The organism is Crocosphaera sp. XPORK-15E, from assembly GCF_034931425.1.
GTDB lineage: Bacteria > Cyanobacteriota > Cyanobacteriia > Cyanobacteriales > Microcystaceae > UHCC-0190.
Map to the genome: position 1 here is coordinate 13241 of NZ_JAYGHQ010000011.1, position 17048 is coordinate 30288.

The following is a 17048-nucleotide window of genomic DNA, read 5'->3' on the forward strand; positions in this document are numbered from 1 at the left end:
AATCTTTAAGAAGCTAATGCCAACGGACAATAATTATCTGGACTTGCTTATGTCTTAGAAAGGGCAGTTGCCAAATCTGTCATTGCCAGTTTATGGAATGCTGAAGATCATACCAGTGCTGACATTATGACCCAATTTTATGCTAATCTTAAACGAGAAAGGAGAATAGTTGATAGTTAAATTTACAGTTTTGCGGGGGTTAATTAGATTGTGGTGACTAAAATTTCTGTGCTTGCACCGGCTTTATCAGGGGGTGGTGGAACGAGGGCCTATCTCTTGGCACAAGTGTTACAGAAACTCGATTATGATGTAACTGTGTTTGGGGTACTTTTTGGGGAAAGTTTCTATCCTGTTCCTCCCTCTAATATTAAAGTAATTTCAGTTAAAGGCAATATTTATCCGCAATTTTTTGCTTCAATTACAGAACTTATTAAACAGATCGATGGTGATCTTCTCTATGCTATCAAACCTAGACCAACCAGTTTTGGTATTGCCTTATTCAAACGCTTATTAAACCTAAACCGTTGTCCTATTATTTTAGATATTGATGATTGGGAGATGAGTTGGTTTGGGGGAGATGGTTGGCGATATAAAACAACTCCTAAGCATTTTCTTAAGCAAATTCTTAAAAAAGATGGTGATTTAAGAAATCCTGATTTTCCTTTGTATTTACAGTGGATGGAAAAATTAATTAATCAGGCGGATGCTATCACAGTTGATACTCAATTTTTACAAAATCGTTATGGCGGAATTTATCTGCCTAATGGGAAAGATACTACTATCTTTGATCCTGAAAAGTTTGATTACCAAGAAAGTCGTCAGAAGTATCATTTATCAGAATATCGGGTGTTAATGTTTCCAGGGACAGCAAGACCCCATAAAGGTCTAGAAGATGTTTTAATGGCAATGGATCAGCTAAATCAGCCGGATTTACGCTTAGTGGTGGTTGGGGGTAGAGAAATTAAAGATGGTTATATCGAAATGTTAATTGAAAAATGGCCTCAATGGTTAATAAAATTGCCTCAACAACCTCTACAAAAAATGCCTGAACTGTTAGCAGGAGCGGATATTATTGTTGTACCACAACGTAATAATCCCACGGCTAATGCTCAATTTCCTATTAAATTAACCGATGGTATGGCCATGGCTAAACCTATTATTTCAACTCGTATTGGGGATATTCCTAAAATCTTAGGAGATACTGGTTATTTAATTGAGCCTAATTCTCCTGCTCAAATAGCGACTCAAATTGAATGGATTTTTGCTAATTTAGAAGAAGCGAAGATGAAAGGTTTACAAGCCAGAAAGTTATGTCTAGAATCTTATAGTATTGATGCTATGGCCAAAATTGTTGCTCAAGTGATAAATGGTGTAAGCTAAAATCTATTGAACAAATTAGCTAGGTAAATATGAAAATCAAACATCCCATTAATTTACATAAGGCCCTAACCCTATTTGTTATACTAGGTTTAATGTTTCTTTATCAAAACTTTAGTATTGCTGCTTGGGTTTATCTTGCCATTCATGGAAGTTATGGTATTCTATGGCTGTTAAAAGATAAAATTTATCCCGATAAAAGTTGGGAAGAAGAAATTTCTATAGGGGTCGGTATCTTTACCTTTTTGTTACTAATTTTATACTGGGTTGCGCCTTTTATTTTAATCAGTCAAAATGTTGAAGCTTCTCCCCCTTTAATAGCAGTAGTTATTGCTATGAATTTATTAGGAGTATTTTTACATTACAGTAGTGATGCTCAAAAATATTACACGCTTAAATATCATTCTGGACTAATTACAGAAGGCTTTTTTGCTCGCTGTCGTAATACTAATTATTTAGGAGAAATTCTTATCTATGGTAGCTTTGCTTTGTTAGTTCAACATTGGCTACCTTTTGTCATTTTAGGAGTATTTGTTAGTTTACTTTTTGTGCCTAATATGCTCAAAAAAGATAAGTCTCTTTCCCGTTATCCCGAATTTGAAGCCTATCAAGAAGTGTCAGGATTAATTATTCCTAAGTTTTTAATAAGCAAGGATAAAAAATCAATCATTTCTCAACCATAAGTATTTCAAATTCCCTCAGTCTAAAGCCTGGGGTTATACAAACTAAGCCCGCCTTCGCGGGCTTGGTGATGATATCTAAACCCCAAACTCAGATCTTGCACCTGAACCAAAAATCGGATTTTTTGCCTAAATTTCAAGGAAATAATCAGGGTTTCACGGTTTAAAAATCGGATTTTTTTAGCTTTTCGCCCCAAAATTGTATCAGACAAAGAGATTTGTTGTAACTTGCTGCAATACCTTTAAACTCTGTAGAGAACTTTGAATTAAATGTATAGAATTTGACGGATTTTTCAGCATTTGACGGGCTAGAATAAGAGGCTGTAACCCTCCATCTTTCCCAAAAGCTGGTGTTAAATCAGGTAAATCCTGTTGACAATTATCACTGATCACCCGAAGCATTACCAGAGGAATATCTAAACCTTGACACCATTTTAAAATAGCAATTCCTTCCATATCAACCACATCACCTTGATATTTTTGACCTAATAATCGCTTTTCCTCTGCGGAAGAAATCACGCGATCGCTGGTTATTCCCCTGCCCCAAAATAGCTGATTTTCTAAGCGTTGAAACACCAATTCACTTAACACAGCATCACAATGATACCATTGTTCTTCTATAGGTTGAATATCGCCACAGTCTCGATACAAAACCACGTCACCGACACGATATTTAGGGGATAAACTTCCTCCTAAACCCATTACCATCAAACCCGTCCATGACTTATTAAGAAATTCTGGTGTTTGCTGCCATTGCCTGAGAAAGTCAGTGAGAGGTTTAATACCAACGGGAATGGCAATAATTTCGAGATTGGCTGAAGTTTGCTTAATTCCCCGACAAACGGCTTGATATTCCATTCCTTGGGGGACTAAAAGGCGATTAATCTGGTGGGTTAATGGTGTTCTAGATAACATGTGTTATTCTTGAGAAAGTTTCCTATTTAAAAAAGCAGAAAAATGGTATATAACTTTTAAAGGTCGTTATTGAAAATTAATCCTATTTGGGCATCCTAAGAGAAAGCAACCAGAGCATTCTCTAGATCCTAACTTAAACAGCATAATTGATGATTTTTCTGGTAATTGTCCTGAATTTCCCATGAGTAGAACCCTGACTATGTCCCATCCTGTAATTCTCCAAGTCAACCAAATTGTTAAACAATTTCCCAATCATCCGGTGTCAGCCGTTGATCAAGTCAGTTTTACTTTAGCGCAAGGGGATATTTTAGGGTTACTGGGCCCTTCAGGTTGTGGCAAAACCACCCTATTACGCATGATTGCAGGGTTTGAGCAACCTTCTGCCGGAACCATCGAACTTGCTGGAGAAACCGTGGCCAGTCCCCATTATTCCCTACCCCCAGAACAACGTAACACAGGGATGGTATTTCAAGATTATGCCCTATTTCCTCACCTCACCATTGGGGATAATATTGCCTTTGGGTTAAACAGCAAAAAAGAACGCTTTAGTAAAAAAGATATTCAACACCGCATTACTGAAGTTTTAGCCTTGGTAGGACTTGCTGGCCTAGAAAAACGTTATCCTCATCAATTATCCGGGGGACAACAGCAAAGGGTGGCATTAGCGAGAGCATTGGCTCCCCAACCTGCGTTAATCTTGTTAGATGAGCCATTAAGTAACTTAGATGTACAAGTACGCTTGAGACTACGCCATGAAATTCGTCATATTCTCAAAGCGACGGGAATTTCTGCCATTTTTGTCACCCATGACCAAGAAGAAGCCTTAGCCATTTCTGACAAAATTGGGGTTATGTCTCACGGGAAGCTGGAACAACTGGGAACCCCAGAGGAAATTTATAGCTGTCCTGCCTCTCGGTTTGTGGCAGAATTTGTCACCCAGGCCAATTTTATCCCTGCTCAACGACGGGGGACAGTCTGGACGACAGAAATTGGTCAATGGGATATTCCCACCCCTTCCCCCCTCAATCATGCCCCAGAAGGGGATTTAATGGTCAGACAGGAGGATATTTTATTAAAGCCCGATGAAACAGGGGAAGTGGTGATCAGCGATCGCCAGTTTTTAGGAAGGGAGTACCGTTATTGTTTAACAACCCTTTCCGGTTGCCAACTTCATGCCCGTACCGCCTTACAGACTCAACTTCCTATTGGTACAAAGGTTCACTTAGCGATCGCCCCCCATGCGCCTCAAGTTTTTCCTGTGGCCTCTCTTAAGTCATAGTCTGTAAGATCCTCAGTTTTAGCTGATAACCTGTTCCCTCTGCCAAAGGGGGTTAAATTCGGCATCGTCAATAGAAACAAGGGTACTGGCGGCAGGATTCCAAAGAATAAACTTAGAACAGCCAAGCATATCACCGATATGCAGGGTTTTTGATTGGGTGAGGAGGTGACGATTAGCCTCATAACAAGCTTCGAGGTGATAGTTAGGAATTCTTTCCGAAAGATGGTGAATATGGTGATAACCAATATTGGCAGCAAACCATCTGAGAATGATTGGCAAATCTAGATAACTGCTGCCTTCAATTGCTCCTTTTAAATAGTCCCATCCTTCTGTTGTGTGGGCATAAGTGCCTTCAAAGTTATGTTGTACAAAGAAGACATAAATAAAAATTGCTGCCGAAAACATCAAAGTAATTGAATAAATACTCCAGAAAAATCCTGCCCCCAGTAAATAGCTAAAAAGAATCCAACTACCAACAACACAAATATTATTAAAAAGCAAATCCCAAAACTCGGCAGCAGTGTACCAATTTCTGGATTTATGAGAAGCAATGATTTCCGAGAGACTCTTACTAGGATCTTTCTTCCAGCGAGTAAAGAGATCAACAATAAAATCATAAATTCCGGCAATTAGGGCCAATCTAGGCTTAATTGCGAGGTAGAAAAAACCACCCGGAAAAAGCATCAAAGGGTGTCTCAGGAAAACATAACCCCTCTGGCCCCAGGGCGTAAGTTTGGCAAATTCTTCAGTTGTAATCAACGCAGAAGGGCCGCGATACTTGTCCCAATCTCCATTAGTTTTGTGGTGGTAAGCATGACCTCTAGACCAGGGATATTGGGGAATCGCATTAAGAACCCCTAGCATGAAACCAACTATCCGATTCGCCTTTTTTGAACGGAAAAGGGAATAATGGCCGCAATCGTGCATTAAAGAAAAACAACGGGCTGAAAACAGGGCCATTAAAACCATAATGGGTAGAAGAAGCCAAAGAGAAATGTCTACAGCTTTAAAGGCTAAAAACCATAAAAAAATGTAAGGAACAACAGTATTTAGGATTTGATAAGTTCCCCGAAAGTTGCTGCTTTTCATATAAGGCTGTAGCACAAAATCTGACTTTTTAATCACATTTTCCATAAAATCCAATCCTCTCCTTAATAACTACTGAATTTCATTTATTTTTGTTAGCTTAACGGGTTCTCTAAGAAAGTGCCAGGATTTAACTACTTCTTAAGGCCACAATCGGATCAAGTTTAGCGGCCCTTTGTGCGGGTAATACCCCAAATCCTAAGCCAATACCGCCAGAAACCACCAAAGAAATGATAATGGCACTGGAGGAAATACCAGGAGATAAAGGGGAAACAATGCCCACTAAAGTAATTAAACTCACCCCTGTCATAATACCAATAATTCCCCCAGAAATAGAAATTATTACCGCTTCAATTAAAAACTGCCCTAAAATATCGCTTTGAGTCGCTCCTAGTGCCTTTCTCAGTCCAATTTCCGAGGTACGCTCACTGACAGAAACTAACATAATATTCATCACCCCAATTCCTCCCACAACCAGAGAAATTCCGGCAATAACTGTCAGCATGGCTGTTAAACCTGTGGCAATATTTCCAACAATGTCCAACATTTGTTTGGCTGTTTCTACCCCAAAATCATCCTCATTGGTAATCTTATGTCTGAGACGCAAAAGATTTTCAATTTGAAACTTTGCCTCTCGCACACTATCAACATCTTTCGCTTCTGCATTAATCCAGGTTAATTCTACCCCATAAGGAGAGGTTCGCCCGACAATTTGATTAGCCATTGTAGTCAAGGGAATTAAAACCGTTTCATCTAAATTAGTGCCAAAAAAAGATCCCTTTTTTTCCATTACTCCAATAACTTCAAAAGTAATATTTTTTACCCTAATTCTCTCACCAATGGGACTATTTGCTACAAATAATCGGTCAGCAATAGCTGAACCAATAACCGCTACTCGTTTATTTCTTTGTACATCAATTTCATTTAAAAACCGTCCTGTTGCCACTGGAAAACTTCGCACTGAGGTATATTGAGGGGTGGTTCCAATTAATAGCACATTAGTGTTTTGACTCCGATAAGAAATCAATTGACGTTGATTAATTTCCGGGGCCACCGCTTTAATACTAGAGACTAAAGAGGCGATCACTTGTGCATCTTCCCAGACTAAAGTTCTCGGTAAATTAAAGGTTGCCCGACGATTTTTGCGAGTACCAGGAACAATAAAAATTACTGTGGGGCCCAAGGCGTTTAATTGTTCTGTAGCTAAGTTTTGGGCCCCTTGACCAATGCCAATGGTAGCAATAACTGAAGCATTACCAATAATCATCCCTAACATAGTTAAGCTAGTGCGTAGTTTATTAGCAGCTAACATTGAGCTTGCCATTTTAAAACTTTCTAGAAGATTCATATAAACCTATATTTTTTAGAAGGGGGCTTTTTTCTCTTTTGATTCAGGAATATCAATAAACACTCGTTCTCCTGGGTTTAAACCCGATACAATTTGGGTCTTATCATCTAACACTTGGCCAATGGTAACGGAGCGAAATTGAGGGTTATTCTCAACATCAGGCACCATCACCCCGGTTTCTCCTTCTTGGGTGACAATGGCAACAGTGGGAACTACTAAAGCCTCATTAATTTGCTGCCCTAAAAACATGACATCCACATTCATTTTAGACAATAATTTATCCCGTCCTGTAATGAGTCCAATGGTCACTTCAAAAGAGGTCACATTTTGCTCCACAATGGCTTCTGGAGCAAGGCGAATCACTTGTCCTTGGAATTCTTCATTTGGGTAGGCATCGGCTTTAATCTTAACAGGTTGTCCTGGTTGAATCATGCCGATATCCACTTCAGGCACCTTGGCCACTATTTCTAAACCCCGTGCGATGGCTAAAATTGAGCTAGAAGTGGCTGATGCTGTACTAGATGCTGACGTAGTTGGGGTGACAAATGCTCCTGGGGTGGCGTATTTTTGTGTAACTACCCCATCAAAAGGCGCACGAATAGCAGTATCTTGGAATTGAATCGCCACCATTTCTAGTTGGGCTTTAGCCGCAGTTGCTGCTGCTTCTAATTGGGCAATTTCTGTCTTAGCAGTCTGTTTACGTTCTTCAAAAGCAATATTTGCCTCTGCTACTGCCGCCTCTGCTTGCATGACTGCTTGTTGCAGTTGCCCAACTTCAGGGTTAGCTGTATTTTCGGTCTGTTCCAGTTTTTTCTCAAGTTCAACCAGATTAGCTTGAGCATTGAGAGAGTCATTCATGATTTCATCAAAACGATCTTGGGTGATCGCACCTTGTTGCAATAATTCTTGATTACGCTTGACACGGGAGGCCGCTAAATTAGCCTGAGAACGAGCGGAAATGATTTGGGCTTTAATTTGGTCAAACTCTTTGGGAATTCTCTGTTTAGCTCGTTCTAGGTTGGCTTGGGTTTCTTTAAATTGGGCTTGAGCTTGGACGTAACGGGTTTGAGCTTGTTGAATTGCACTAGGAATGCGAATTTTGGCAGCTTCAAGATCGGCTAATGCTTTATTATAATTTGCTTCTGCATATTTTCCTTCAGCCCGTACTTCGGTATTCTCCATGATGGCGAGAATTTGCCCCTGTTTGACGGGCATTCCCTGTTCAACCCGCAATTGCACTAACCTGCCTGGATTTTTTGGGCTAATATTCACCGTATCGATGGGTTCTACTGTTCCACTGGCTTCAATTTCGACGGCGAGGGTTTCCCGTTGAGCAACAACGGTCATTTTGTCGATTTTACTCTCAGTAGTGGGAGTTTGAACCATTTTGTAGGTTGATATCCCCACAAAGATAAGTCCACCGGTCATCAGAGCTAAAATCCAAGGGAGGGGATGATTGAATTTACCAAGCACAGGCACTTCCATAAAAAATATGATTTTAGTAACAAGTAGGAGAATTTATCCTAAATATACTAACGTTTCTGGAGTTGTGGGATGAGGGCGATCGTTTGGGTACATTTTCTTTTCATCTATCATTGTAGGGGCAAGGCTTTAAAAAATTAGGCAACATGGACGAAATCTTGATATTTTGCCTTGCCCACTCCCAGAGTGAACAATTGATAATGGATAATTGACAATTGACAATTGACAATTGACAATTGACAATTGACAATTGGTTAATTTGGTTTAAAACCTCCTCTTTTAAGGGGATAAATTAAAAAAATTTTCCTTATTTTCAATCCTCTACCTTTTAGGTAGAGGTAATTGTCAATTGTCCATTGTTCATTGTCAATTGTTGAAATGAATATTTCAAATAATAATGATTTTAAAAGATGACCGAGACTATCAAATTTTGTTTCTGAGTTCTTTTCTTTTCTTAGGAATTTTAACCCGTGATTGGACTCTGAAACCTGATTTAATTATTGTGATTATTCTCACCTGTTTGCTCACTCAATGGGTTCTAACTTCTTTTGTTTCTTGGCAAAATACCCCTAATCATCCTCAACCTTGGTTCAATTCTCTCATTAATCCCCTATTTATTGCTTCTTGGCGTAGTGCTTTAATTACGGCCTTGGGACTCTGTTTATTATTACGGGCCAATCATTATACAACGATGATAATTGCTGCTAGTTTAGCGATCGCAAGTAAGTTTCTATTTCGAGTCAATAACAAACATTTTTTTAATCCTGCTAATTTTGGTATTATTGCTACCTTAATCTTAACTCAAGATGCTTGGGTGTCTCCTGGCCAATGGGGAGATGATTGGTGGTATTTAGTGTTATTTTTAGGGACAGGAGGCATCATTTTAAAACGAGTGGGACGCTGGGAAACCTCCGCAGTATTTTTGGGAACTTATACATTGTTAGAAACCGTTCGTAATGTTTGGTTAGGATGGAGTGGAGATGTCTTGATACATCATCTGATGAGTGGCAGTTTACTCTTATTTGCCTTATTCATGTTAACCGATCCTCGTTCCATTCCTAATCATCATCTAAGTCGCTTAGGTTGGGCCGTTGCTATTGCCATTTTAACCTTTATTCTCCAGCATTTCTGGTATCTATCTACCGCAATATTTTGGGCATTATTTCTCTTATCTCCCTTCACTATCCTACTCGATTATTGCTGGACTGCTCCTAAATTTTCTTGGTCTATCAACTTACAAATAATTAATTTTGAAAAAACTTCATGATGTCCATATTTGTCTAATATTTTTGGGAAATCATCTCATTTTTATGTACGAAAACGTACCGACATAACTATTAAAATATGCGATGGTGGAATGAGCTTAACTAATAGTTAGGTAAGTAAGGTTAGGGAACAACAGGTTAGGCCTCAACAGTAATTTAGTTGAGGCTTTTGTGATTTTTTGTATGAGAAAAGGCAGGGCGAATTTATTCATTATTCATTGATAACTCACTCCTCTTCTCCCCATTTCTGAGAAGAAGACTCAGCGGCCCGTAAAGGCTTTTTAGATGGCACCTCATAAGGAGAGGGTAACAATTCCAACTGCTGAGGTTTTGGCGTTTTCAACCCTTCCTTACGTCGTTGAGCAGTTCTTTCCTCACTGGTATCTTCGGCCACAACTTCATAAAGAATTGCTAACTTATTTTTTCCCTTCCCTTTGCGTAAAATACGTCCTAATCTTTGTACATATTCCCTAGCAGAACTGGTTCCTGATATAATGATAGCAACCTTTACCTCTGGAACATCTACCCCTTCATTTAAAACATGAGATGTAACCAAACTTTTATAAATCCCTTCTCGAAAGCTGTTTAAAATCTCATGACGTTCTTTAACTGGAGTTTGATGAGTGATCGCAGGAATTAAAAAATCTTGAGAAATACGGTAAACTGTAGCATTATCATTGGTAAAAATCAATAAAGAATCTTGATAATGTTCACAAACTAATTCCGTCAAAACTCGTAATTTTCCCTCGGTTCCTGCGGCAATTTCTTTCGCTTCTCGATGAGCTAACATGGCCCGTCTTCCTGCGGGTGATCTAGCACTCGCTTGGACAAAAATTTGCCAACCATTTAAACTACCTAGGGAAATATTAGATTTCCGTAAAAAATCATTGCGAATTTGCATTGCTTGATCATAACGTTTCCGTTCAGTTTGTGATAGTTTAACCTTAATTTCAACAACTTTATGATCTGCTAAAGTACCCCCCGAAAGTTCCTTAACCCCCTTGCGATAAGCCACCTGACCAATTAAACTATCTAAGTCACGATGATTGCCGTCGGCCCGTTCTGGGGTAGCAGTTAACCCCAAACGATAAGGCGCAATGGAGTATTCCGCAATAACCCGAAAGAAATCGGTAGGTAAGTGGTGGCATTCGTCAAAAATCAGTAAAGCGTACAGATTTCCCAAGGTTTCCGCATGAATGGCCGCACTGTTATACGTCGCAATTAAAATAGGACTGCGATCGCGGGAACCTCCCCCCAATAACCCGACCTCAATATCAGGAAAGGCCGCCATCATTTGGGCATACCATTGGTGCATTAAGTCCAAAGTAGGCACTAAAATTAAGGTGGTGCGGGGGGTAGAAACCATCGCTAACTGGGCTAAATAGGTCTTTCCGGCTGCGGTAGGTAAGACGACGACTCCTTTGCGTCCTGACTGTTTCCATGCCTCTAAAGCCTCTTTTTGATGGAGATAGGGTTCCCGTTCAAAACTGGGGGTTAAGTCCAGGGGAATAAACTCTTTAGCTTCATCTATAAACTCAAGATTATGGGCTTGTAAGGTTTCAATCAAAGAACGATAATAAATAGCAGGAACTCGGAACTTTTCAATGCGATCGTCCCAAGTCGCAAATTCCATCCATTCCTTACCTTTAGGGGGGGGATAAAGAATTAAAGTACCGCGATCATATTTGAGTTTACTGGGACGTGCCATATAATAAATTTAGTCCTAGATTGATGTCTTTCAGTTGTACTTTAATTTAACTATTTAATATAAATTTTGACTTCATTTTCTAATTTTTCTGATAACATCTCTTGAGCAATATCAAGATCATAATCTGTTTGCAATCCTAACCAAAATTGAGGAGATGTGCCAAAAAATCGAGCTAATCTTAAAGCAATTTCTGCTGTGATAGAATATTGATGAGAGATAATGTTATTGATCTCTTCAGGACTAAAAGAGATTCCTGCTGCTAATTCTTCTATGGTTAATTGCATCGGTTCGAGAAATTCTTCTAATAATACTTCTCCTGGATGAATTGGATTTAGTTTTTCTTTGTACATAATAATTCTCAACCATGATAATCGACAATTTCTACCTGATAAGCATCGCAGTCACGCCATTCAAAGCAAAGTCGCCATTGTTCATTGATTCTAATACTATATTGACCAATGCGATCGCCTTTTAGCTTTTCTAGACGATTGGCGGGTGGAATCCTCAAATCTGCTAAGATTACAGCATTATGTAACATTCGTAACTTACGATAAGCAATTTGTTGTATCTCAGGAGGAATTCGGCGTGAACGTTGGCGAGAAAAGATCTTTTCTGTTTCTTTATCGTTAAAAGATTTTATCACAGAATTTATGCTGAGATTTAGCTCAATAATACTATTAAAATTTATGGTTAACTTATTACAAGTTGTTTCTTAAATCTTGGCACAAAAACTACTTTTAGGCAGAACGGCACTTCAATTATGCTCTTATACCCTAACACAAGTCCCTCAAAAAGCGCAACCTCGTTCTGATAATTTTTGTGATTTTGTCTCCAACACCATAGATCTTAGGATTTTTGGCTATATAAGTAATTTAAAATTTATTTGTTATTTAGATTGCTTTAAGTTATATTTAATCTAGTTCAAACCTTTAACCGCAAACTAGAAACAAACTCAAAACTCCGATAAACTGGAATGGGTGTCTTGTGAACAATTATCTCATCCTATCCCAGACCTATGACCACAACTTCTAATAGCCTAGAAACGGAACTACAGACCTTACAAGAAGAAGCGCAAAAGGAAATTGCTGCGGTTGCTACCTTGGAAGATCTAGAACAACTCCGCATTAATTATTTAGGTAAAAAAGGGCAACTTTCCCAAATTTTGCGAGGTATGGGCAAATTAAGCGCGGAAGATCGTCCTCGTGTTGGTTCCCTCGCTAACGATGTCAAAGACGCATTACAAAACAGTTTAGATCAGCAACGCAACACCTTAGAAACCGCTAAATTAAAGGCACAATTAGCCGCAGAATCTCTCGATGTGACCATGCCAGGGGTTAGTCGTCCTTTGGGTCGTCTCCATCCCCTTAATAGTACCGTAGATCGGGTTTTAGATATCTTTGTCGGGTTGGGATATCAAGTGGCCACGGGGCCCCATGTTGAGACAGATTATTATAATTTTGAAGCGTTAAATATTCCCCCGGATCACCCGGCCAGGGATATGCAAGATACCTTCTTTTTAGCTGATGGTCGTCTGATGAGAACTCATACTTCTCCTGTACAAATTCGTTATATGGAGACTCATGAACCTCCTATTCGTATTGTGGCACCTGGACGGGTTTATCGTCGAGATACAGTAGATGCTACTCATTCAGCAGTGTTTCATCAGGTGGAAATTTTAGCTGTGGATAAAGGGCTAACTTTTACTGATCTTAAGGGTACTATTAAGGAATTTTTACAACAAATGTTTGGGGAAGAATTACCTGTTAAATTCCGTGCTAGTTATTTTCCTTTTACAGAACCTTCTGCGGAAGTTGATGTGCAATGGAAGGGCAAATGGTTGGAAGTGATGGGATGTGGTATGGTCGATCCTAATGTGTTAAAAGCGGTGGGTTATGACCCAGAAATTTATACGGGTTTTGCTGCGGGGTTAGGGATAGAAAGATTTGCTATGGTGTTACATCAAATTGATGATATTCGTCGTCTTTATAATAGTGATCTGCGCTTTTTATCTCAATTTTAAGAGGCGTTTAACTTTTGTCGGGGTCAACGGCTGTTGACCCTTATTTTATGCTTATTACCTGTGAAATAAGACGACGGGTGAGAATTATTCTTGCTAATAAAAATCCTAACATTGCCATTAACATAATTATCCCTGTCTCAATTGCCAAAAATAAGCGAATTAATCCATAAAAACATAATACAGTCGTTACTAATCTTAGCACAAAACTACTGATAATTAAGCGATAGGGATGATTAACCTTCGGTAATTGGCATAAAGTTAACCATAGACCCCCAAAATAACAAAATCCTATCAATAACCCGATGAAAAATATCATCATAAACGCCCATAATTGAGATAAATCTAGGAAAAAGCTCATCATAATCGGTGACTGTTGAGAATTGTTAAAAAACTTCGAGAAAGTTGTTCTATCCAGCTTAATTGAGGGATAATAGCGGCATGATGTGCCAGGGATAAAACTTGATCATCCATTTTTTCTAAGTTAAAGTATAGAGTACGGTCAAATAATCCGTAACAGATAAGACTTGATTTAATTATAAGGTGAAACAAGATGACATTAACCCCCGATCAAATTATTTTTTGGCAATGGGAATTTATCACTCTCAATGCAACCCTAATTTATACCTGGATACTCATGGTTTTATTAGTGATTGTTTCTTGGTTAATTACCCGTAATTTATCCAGTTCTTATCAAATTTCCAGACAACAAAATATACTGGAAGTGATTGTGATTGGTATTAATAATCAAATTGAAGAAATTAGTCAACAAAAACCGGAACCTTATTTACCTTTTATTGGTACCTTATTCATCTTTATTGCAGCTTCAAATTTACTCAGTATTATTCCCGGATATCAATCTCCGACGGGTTCCCTTTCTACCACCGCGGCCCTAGCTATTTGTGTATTTTTTGCCATTCCTTTTTATGGCATTGCTAAACAAGGATTTTTTGATTATTTTAAACGCTATTATCTGTCTCCCACACCGATGATGTTACCCTTTAATTTAATTAGCCGCTTTTCTAATACCTTATCCTTAGCTGTCCGCTTGTTTGGCAATGTGATGAGTGGTACAATGATAGTGGGAATATTGTTATCAGTCGCGCCCCTATTTTTCCCCATTCTCATGCAAGCAATGGGCTTATTAACGGGACTCATTCAAGCCTATATTTTTGCAATTTTAACGATGGTATTTATTGCCGCAGCAACCCAATACAAAGAAGAAACAGGAGACAACAAAAATGGATAATATTGGATTAATTGGAACCGCGTCTATTCTGGTAGCAGGACTTACTATTGCTATTGGCTCAATTGCCCCCGCATTAGGAGAAGGAAAGGCCCTATCTCAAGCCTTACTTTCTTTAGCACAACAACCGGATGAAGCTAATACAATTATTCGGACTTTATTTGTGGGAATGGCCTTAGTTGAATCAACCGCAATTTACTGTTTTGTTGTCAGTTTAATTCTCGTTTTTGCCAATCCTTTTTGGAATTATGTCATTGCTCATTCAGGCAGTTAATATAATTGATAATAAAGGTTACTACCTAAGGACAGTGAGGATGAACTATGTTAATTGATCCATTTACAACCTTTGCTCAAATTGTTAACTTTATCATTTTATTATTTCTGTTAAAGCGGTTTCTCTATCCCCCTATTTTGCAAGCAATGGAGCAACGAGAAAAAAGCATTTTTGACAGTTTAAAAGAAGCAGAAACTAAATCTGAAATTGCTCAACAAGAAGCGGAAAAATATCGCCAACAACAACAAGAATGGGAATTTAACAAGCAAAATAGATTAGATATGCTAAAGCAGGAAATAGAAGCAGAAAAACAATCTATAATGACAAGAAAACAAGATGAAATCGAAATTATAAGAGCGCAATGGTATGAACAACTAAAACAAGAAAAACAGACCTTTTTAGAGGAACTACGTCAACAAGTAAACCAGCAAGTGATTAAAATAGCAAGACAAGCCCTAGAAAACTTAGCTGATGTTAGTTTAGAACAACAAATAATTGCCAAGTTTATCCAAGGTTTACCTGACTTGACTGAACAACAAAGACAGGCTCATCCCCTAGCCAAAACAGAAAATCAAACTTTTACAATTCGCTCCAACTTTCCCATTAACTTAGGACAGCAAGAACAATTAATTAAAGCCTTGCAAAAACAGTTTGAACAAGATATTGATGTAAAATTCAACACCACATCTGACTCAATTTGTGGCATTGAACTCTTAAATCATGGTTATCGAATTTCTTGGCATTTAGATCACTATTTAGATGAACTTGAAGCCAAAATGTCCCAGTCATTAGTAGGTCAAGAAAATGCCTCAAAATTCTGACTCCCTAAAAACCGTTTTAGAACAATTTTTTCAGGTTTCTGATGCGGTTTTAAGCAACCATGAAACCCAACTAAAAACCCAAGAAATCGGCACAATTACTTATTTAGGGAATGGGATCGCCCGCGTTACGGGTTTACCAAGAGTAAAATCAGAAGAATTAGTCACCTTTGAGGGAAAAGGCTTAGGAATGGTCTTTAACCTTGATCCTCATGAAGTCGGAGTGATCCTCCTCGATATCAATGAAAAGTTAACAGCAGGTTGCCAAGTTTATCCTACCGGACGAGTCATGGATGTTCCTGTGGGGGAAGGGTTATTAGGACGAGTGGTAGACGGAACCGGAAAACCCTTAGATAATCAAGGGGCGATCGCCACAGTCCAACGTTTACCCATTGAACGAGAGGCCCCCGCGATCATGGATAGAGGCCCGGTTACAGTCCCCTTACAAACAGGGATTAAAGTAATAGATGCGTTGATACCTATGGGACGAGGACAACGAGAATTAATTTTAGGCGATCGCCAAACCGGAAAAACTGCGATCGCCCTCGACACCATTCTTAACCAAAGAGGTGAAGGGGTAATCTGTATTTATTGCGCCATTGGCCAACGAAGTTCGGCCGTGGCCAAATTGATCAGCGAGTTACGCATTCATCAAATGATGGATCATTGTATTGTGGTGGTAGCAGGAGGAGAAAACCCACCAGGACTGCAATACATCACCCCTTATGCTGCAACTTCCATGGCCGAATATTTCAGGGATAAGGGCCAAGATGTTCTCATTATCTATGATGACCTAATTCAACACGCCCGCGCCTATCGAGAATTATCTTTATTGTTGCGTCGTCCCCCTGGTCGAGAAGCCTTTCCTGGGGACATTTTTTACATCCATTCCCGCTTATTAGAAAGGTCTACCCGTTTGCGTTCGGAATTAGGGGGAGGTTCCTTAACAGCTTTACCTATAGTAGAAACAGAAGCGCAAAATATCTCTGCATACATCCCCACTAACCTTGTTTCTATCACCGATGGACAAATTTACCTCACCCCTGATTTATTCCAAAAAGGGATTTTACCTGCGGTAGATGTGGGCCGTTCGGTGTCCCGTGTGGGGGGAAAAACCCAACTAAGGGCCTATCGTGCGGTGGCGGGGGATTTAAGACTATCTTACTCCCAATTTGAAGAATTAGAAAGTTTTTCCCGTTTTTCGACTCGTTTAGATGCAGCAACCCGTCACACTTTAGAACGAGGCCGTCGGGTGAGGGAAGTGTTAAAACAACCCCAATATCAACCCATTCCTGTCGCGGAACAAATTGCCGTTTTATTGGCAGTTAGTCAGGGTTTATTTGATGCGTTACCCTTAGATAAAATAGCGGATGCAGAAGCGATGATTCGTTTGGAGGTTACTGATAAATTACCCAAAATTTGTCAGAGAATTACCAAGGGCAAAAGCTTAAAAGAAAGCGATCACCAAGATTTATTAAAGGTTGCTGAAACTGCGATCGCAGAACTGGGTTATAATTAATTTTTAAGGAATTTTGTTTATAAGTAAGGAGTAA

General features: G+C 39.1%; 17 protein-coding genes and 1 pseudogene. 10 read left to right on the forward strand and 8 right to left on the reverse strand.

From position 1 onward, the window contains the following. Positions 1–9 precede the first annotated feature (9 nt). The 3 genes and pseudogenes from VB691_RS13210 to VB691_RS13220 all read left to right on the forward strand — a co-directional run. Positions 10–156, forward strand: a pseudogene (locus VB691_RS13210) (CHAT domain-containing protein); the annotation flags it as partial. A 54-nt stretch (positions 157–210) separates the two neighbouring features. Further along, the gene (locus tag VB691_RS13215; protein WP_323291970.1) at positions 211–1380 is read left to right on the forward strand and encodes a glycosyltransferase family 4 protein; all 1170 of its coding nucleotides are present in this window, start codon (positions 211–213) and stop codon (positions 1378–1380) included. 29 nt (positions 1381–1409) lie between these two features. Beyond that, a complete protein-coding gene (locus VB691_RS13220) occupies positions 1410–2060 on the forward strand; it encodes a DUF1295 domain-containing protein (protein WP_323291971.1) in 651 nt (216 codons plus the stop codon). A 201-nt stretch (positions 2061–2261) separates the two neighbouring features. On the opposite strand, the gene VB691_RS13225 is transcribed toward VB691_RS13220, so the two are convergent. Beyond that, complete coding sequence (locus VB691_RS13225) at positions 2262–2972, reverse strand: purine phosphorylase (RefSeq protein WP_323291972.1); 711 nt, start codon at positions 2970–2972, stop codon at positions 2262–2264. 199 nt (positions 2973–3171) lie between these two features. On the opposite strand from VB691_RS13225, the gene VB691_RS13230 reads away from it, so the two are divergent. Further along, positions 3172–4251 carry an ABC transporter ATP-binding protein gene (locus VB691_RS13230; protein WP_323292199.1) on the forward strand — a complete coding sequence of 360 codons (1080 nt, stop codon included), beginning with the start codon at positions 3172–3174 and terminating at the stop codon, positions 4249–4251. Positions 4252–4269: 18 nt separating this feature from the next. Here the strand turns inward: VB691_RS13230 and VB691_RS13235 are convergent, their stop codons facing one another. The 3 genes from VB691_RS13235 to VB691_RS13245 all read right to left on the reverse strand — a co-directional run bounded on the left by VB691_RS13235 (position 4270) and on the right by VB691_RS13245 (position 8170). Continuing rightward, complete coding sequence (locus tag VB691_RS13235; protein WP_323291973.1) at positions 4270–5385, reverse strand: fatty acid desaturase; 1116 nt, start codon at positions 5383–5385, stop codon at positions 4270–4272. 82 nt (positions 5386–5467) lie between these two features. Then, positions 5468–6685: an ABC transporter permease gene (locus VB691_RS13240; protein WP_323291974.1), complete on the reverse strand. Its 1218-nt coding sequence runs from the start codon at positions 6683–6685 to the stop codon at positions 5468–5470. Between the two features lie 15 nt (positions 6686–6700). Continuing rightward, complete coding sequence (locus VB691_RS13245; RefSeq protein WP_323291975.1) at positions 6701–8170, reverse strand: efflux RND transporter periplasmic adaptor subunit; 1470 nt, start codon at positions 8168–8170, stop codon at positions 6701–6703. Between the two features lie 394 nt (positions 8171–8564). Here VB691_RS13245 and VB691_RS13250 point away from each other — a divergent pair, with 394 nt between their 5' ends. Then, a complete protein-coding gene (locus VB691_RS13250; RefSeq protein ID WP_323291976.1) occupies positions 8565–9434 on the forward strand; it encodes an RnfABCDGE type electron transport complex subunit D in 870 nt (289 codons plus the stop codon). A 224-nt stretch (positions 9435–9658) separates the two neighbouring features. On the opposite strand, the gene VB691_RS13255 is transcribed toward VB691_RS13250, so the two are convergent. From VB691_RS13255 to VB691_RS13265, 3 genes are read right to left on the reverse strand one after another with little or no spacing between them, the layout of a single operon-like run. Continuing rightward, entirely contained in the window at positions 9659–11140 is a 1482-nt protein-coding gene (locus VB691_RS13255) for a DEAD/DEAH box helicase (RefSeq protein WP_323291977.1), read from the reverse strand. Positions 11141–11190: 50 nt separating this feature from the next. Next, positions 11191–11490 carry a HigA family addiction module antitoxin gene (locus VB691_RS13260; RefSeq protein WP_323291978.1) on the reverse strand — a complete coding sequence of 100 codons (300 nt, stop codon included), beginning with the start codon at positions 11488–11490 and terminating at the stop codon, positions 11191–11193. An 8-nt stretch (positions 11491–11498) separates the two neighbouring features. After that, the gene (locus VB691_RS13265) at positions 11499–11783 is read right to left on the reverse strand and encodes a type II toxin-antitoxin system RelE/ParE family toxin (RefSeq protein WP_323291979.1); all 285 of its coding nucleotides are present in this window, start codon (positions 11781–11783) and stop codon (positions 11499–11501) included. 372 nt (positions 11784–12155) lie between these two features. Between VB691_RS13265 and pheS the strand changes: the two genes are divergently transcribed. Next, positions 12156–13160 carry a phenylalanine--tRNA ligase subunit alpha gene (gene pheS / locus VB691_RS13270; RefSeq protein ID WP_323291980.1) on the forward strand — a complete coding sequence of 335 codons (1005 nt, stop codon included), beginning with the start codon at positions 12156–12158 and terminating at the stop codon, positions 13158–13160. A 40-nt stretch (positions 13161–13200) separates the two neighbouring features. On the opposite strand, the gene VB691_RS13275 is transcribed toward pheS, so the two are convergent. After that, positions 13201–13521 carry an ATP synthase subunit I gene (locus VB691_RS13275; RefSeq protein WP_323291981.1) on the reverse strand — a complete coding sequence of 107 codons (321 nt, stop codon included), beginning with the start codon at positions 13519–13521 and terminating at the stop codon, positions 13201–13203. Positions 13522–13710: 189 nt separating this feature from the next. Between VB691_RS13275 and VB691_RS13280 the strand changes: the two genes are divergently transcribed. The 4 genes from VB691_RS13280 to VB691_RS13295 are packed head-to-tail and all read left to right on the forward strand — an operon-like array spanning position 13711 to position 17014. Continuing rightward, a complete protein-coding gene (locus tag VB691_RS13280) occupies positions 13711–14406 on the forward strand; it encodes a F0F1 ATP synthase subunit A (RefSeq protein WP_323291982.1) in 696 nt (231 codons plus the stop codon). Continuing rightward, the gene (locus VB691_RS13285; protein WP_323291983.1) at positions 14399–14677 is read left to right on the forward strand and encodes a F0F1 ATP synthase subunit C; all 279 of its coding nucleotides are present in this window, start codon (positions 14399–14401) and stop codon (positions 14675–14677) included. Before VB691_RS13280 ends, VB691_RS13285 begins: the two co-directional genes overlap by 8 nt. Before the next feature lie 47 nt (positions 14678–14724). Further along, entirely contained in the window at positions 14725–15498 is a 774-nt protein-coding gene (locus tag VB691_RS13290) for a hypothetical protein (protein WP_323291984.1), read from the forward strand. Continuing rightward, positions 15482–17014, forward strand: coding sequence for an alternate F1F0 ATPase, F1 subunit alpha (locus tag VB691_RS13295; RefSeq protein WP_323291985.1), 1533 nt, complete (start codon positions 15482–15484; stop codon positions 17012–17014). The genes VB691_RS13290 and VB691_RS13295 overlap by 17 nt, the downstream gene beginning before the upstream one ends. Positions 17015–17048 lie beyond the last annotated feature (34 nt).

Bases quoted from the DNA above. Each gene is read 5' to 3' on its own strand.
- VB691_RS13295 (WP_323291985.1), top strand. From the start codon at position 15,482: ATGCCTCAAAATTCTGACTCCCTAAAAACCGTTTTAGAACAATTTTTT.
- VB691_RS13225 (WP_323291972.1), bottom strand. From the start codon at position 2,972: ATGTTATCTAGAACACCATTAACCCACCAGATTAATCGCCTTTTAGTC.
- VB691_RS13245 (WP_323291975.1), bottom strand. From the start codon at position 8,170: ATGGAAGTGCCTGTGCTTGGTAAATTCAATCATCCCCTCCCTTGGATT.
- VB691_RS13275 (WP_323291981.1), bottom strand. From the start codon at position 13,521: ATGATGAGCTTTTTCCTAGATTTATCTCAATTATGGGCGTTTATGATG.
- VB691_RS13250 (WP_323291976.1), top strand. From the start codon at position 8,565: ATGATTTTAAAAGATGACCGAGACTATCAAATTTTGTTTCTGAGTTCT.
- VB691_RS13290 (WP_323291984.1), top strand. From the start codon at position 14,725: ATGTTAATTGATCCATTTACAACCTTTGCTCAAATTGTTAACTTTATC.
- VB691_RS13285 (WP_323291983.1), top strand. From the start codon at position 14,399: ATGGATAATATTGGATTAATTGGAACCGCGTCTATTCTGGTAGCAGGA.
- VB691_RS13255 (WP_323291977.1), bottom strand. From the start codon at position 11,140: ATGGCACGTCCCAGTAAACTCAAATATGATCGCGGTACTTTAATTCTT.
- VB691_RS13280 (WP_323291982.1), top strand. From the start codon at position 13,711: ATGACATTAACCCCCGATCAAATTATTTTTTGGCAATGGGAATTTATC.
- VB691_RS13220 (WP_323291971.1), top strand. From the start codon at position 1,410: ATGAAAATCAAACATCCCATTAATTTACATAAGGCCCTAACCCTATTT.
- pheS (WP_323291980.1), top strand. From the start codon at position 12,156: ATGACCACAACTTCTAATAGCCTAGAAACGGAACTACAGACCTTACAA.
- VB691_RS13230 (WP_323292199.1), top strand. From the start codon at position 3,172: ATGTCCCATCCTGTAATTCTCCAAGTCAACCAAATTGTTAAACAATTT.
- VB691_RS13235 (WP_323291973.1), bottom strand. From the start codon at position 5,385: ATGGAAAATGTGATTAAAAAGTCAGATTTTGTGCTACAGCCTTATATG.
- VB691_RS13260 (WP_323291978.1), bottom strand. From the start codon at position 11,490: ATGTACAAAGAAAAACTAAATCCAATTCATCCAGGAGAAGTATTATTA.
- VB691_RS13240 (WP_323291974.1), bottom strand. From the start codon at position 6,685: ATGAATCTTCTAGAAAGTTTTAAAATGGCAAGCTCAATGTTAGCTGCT.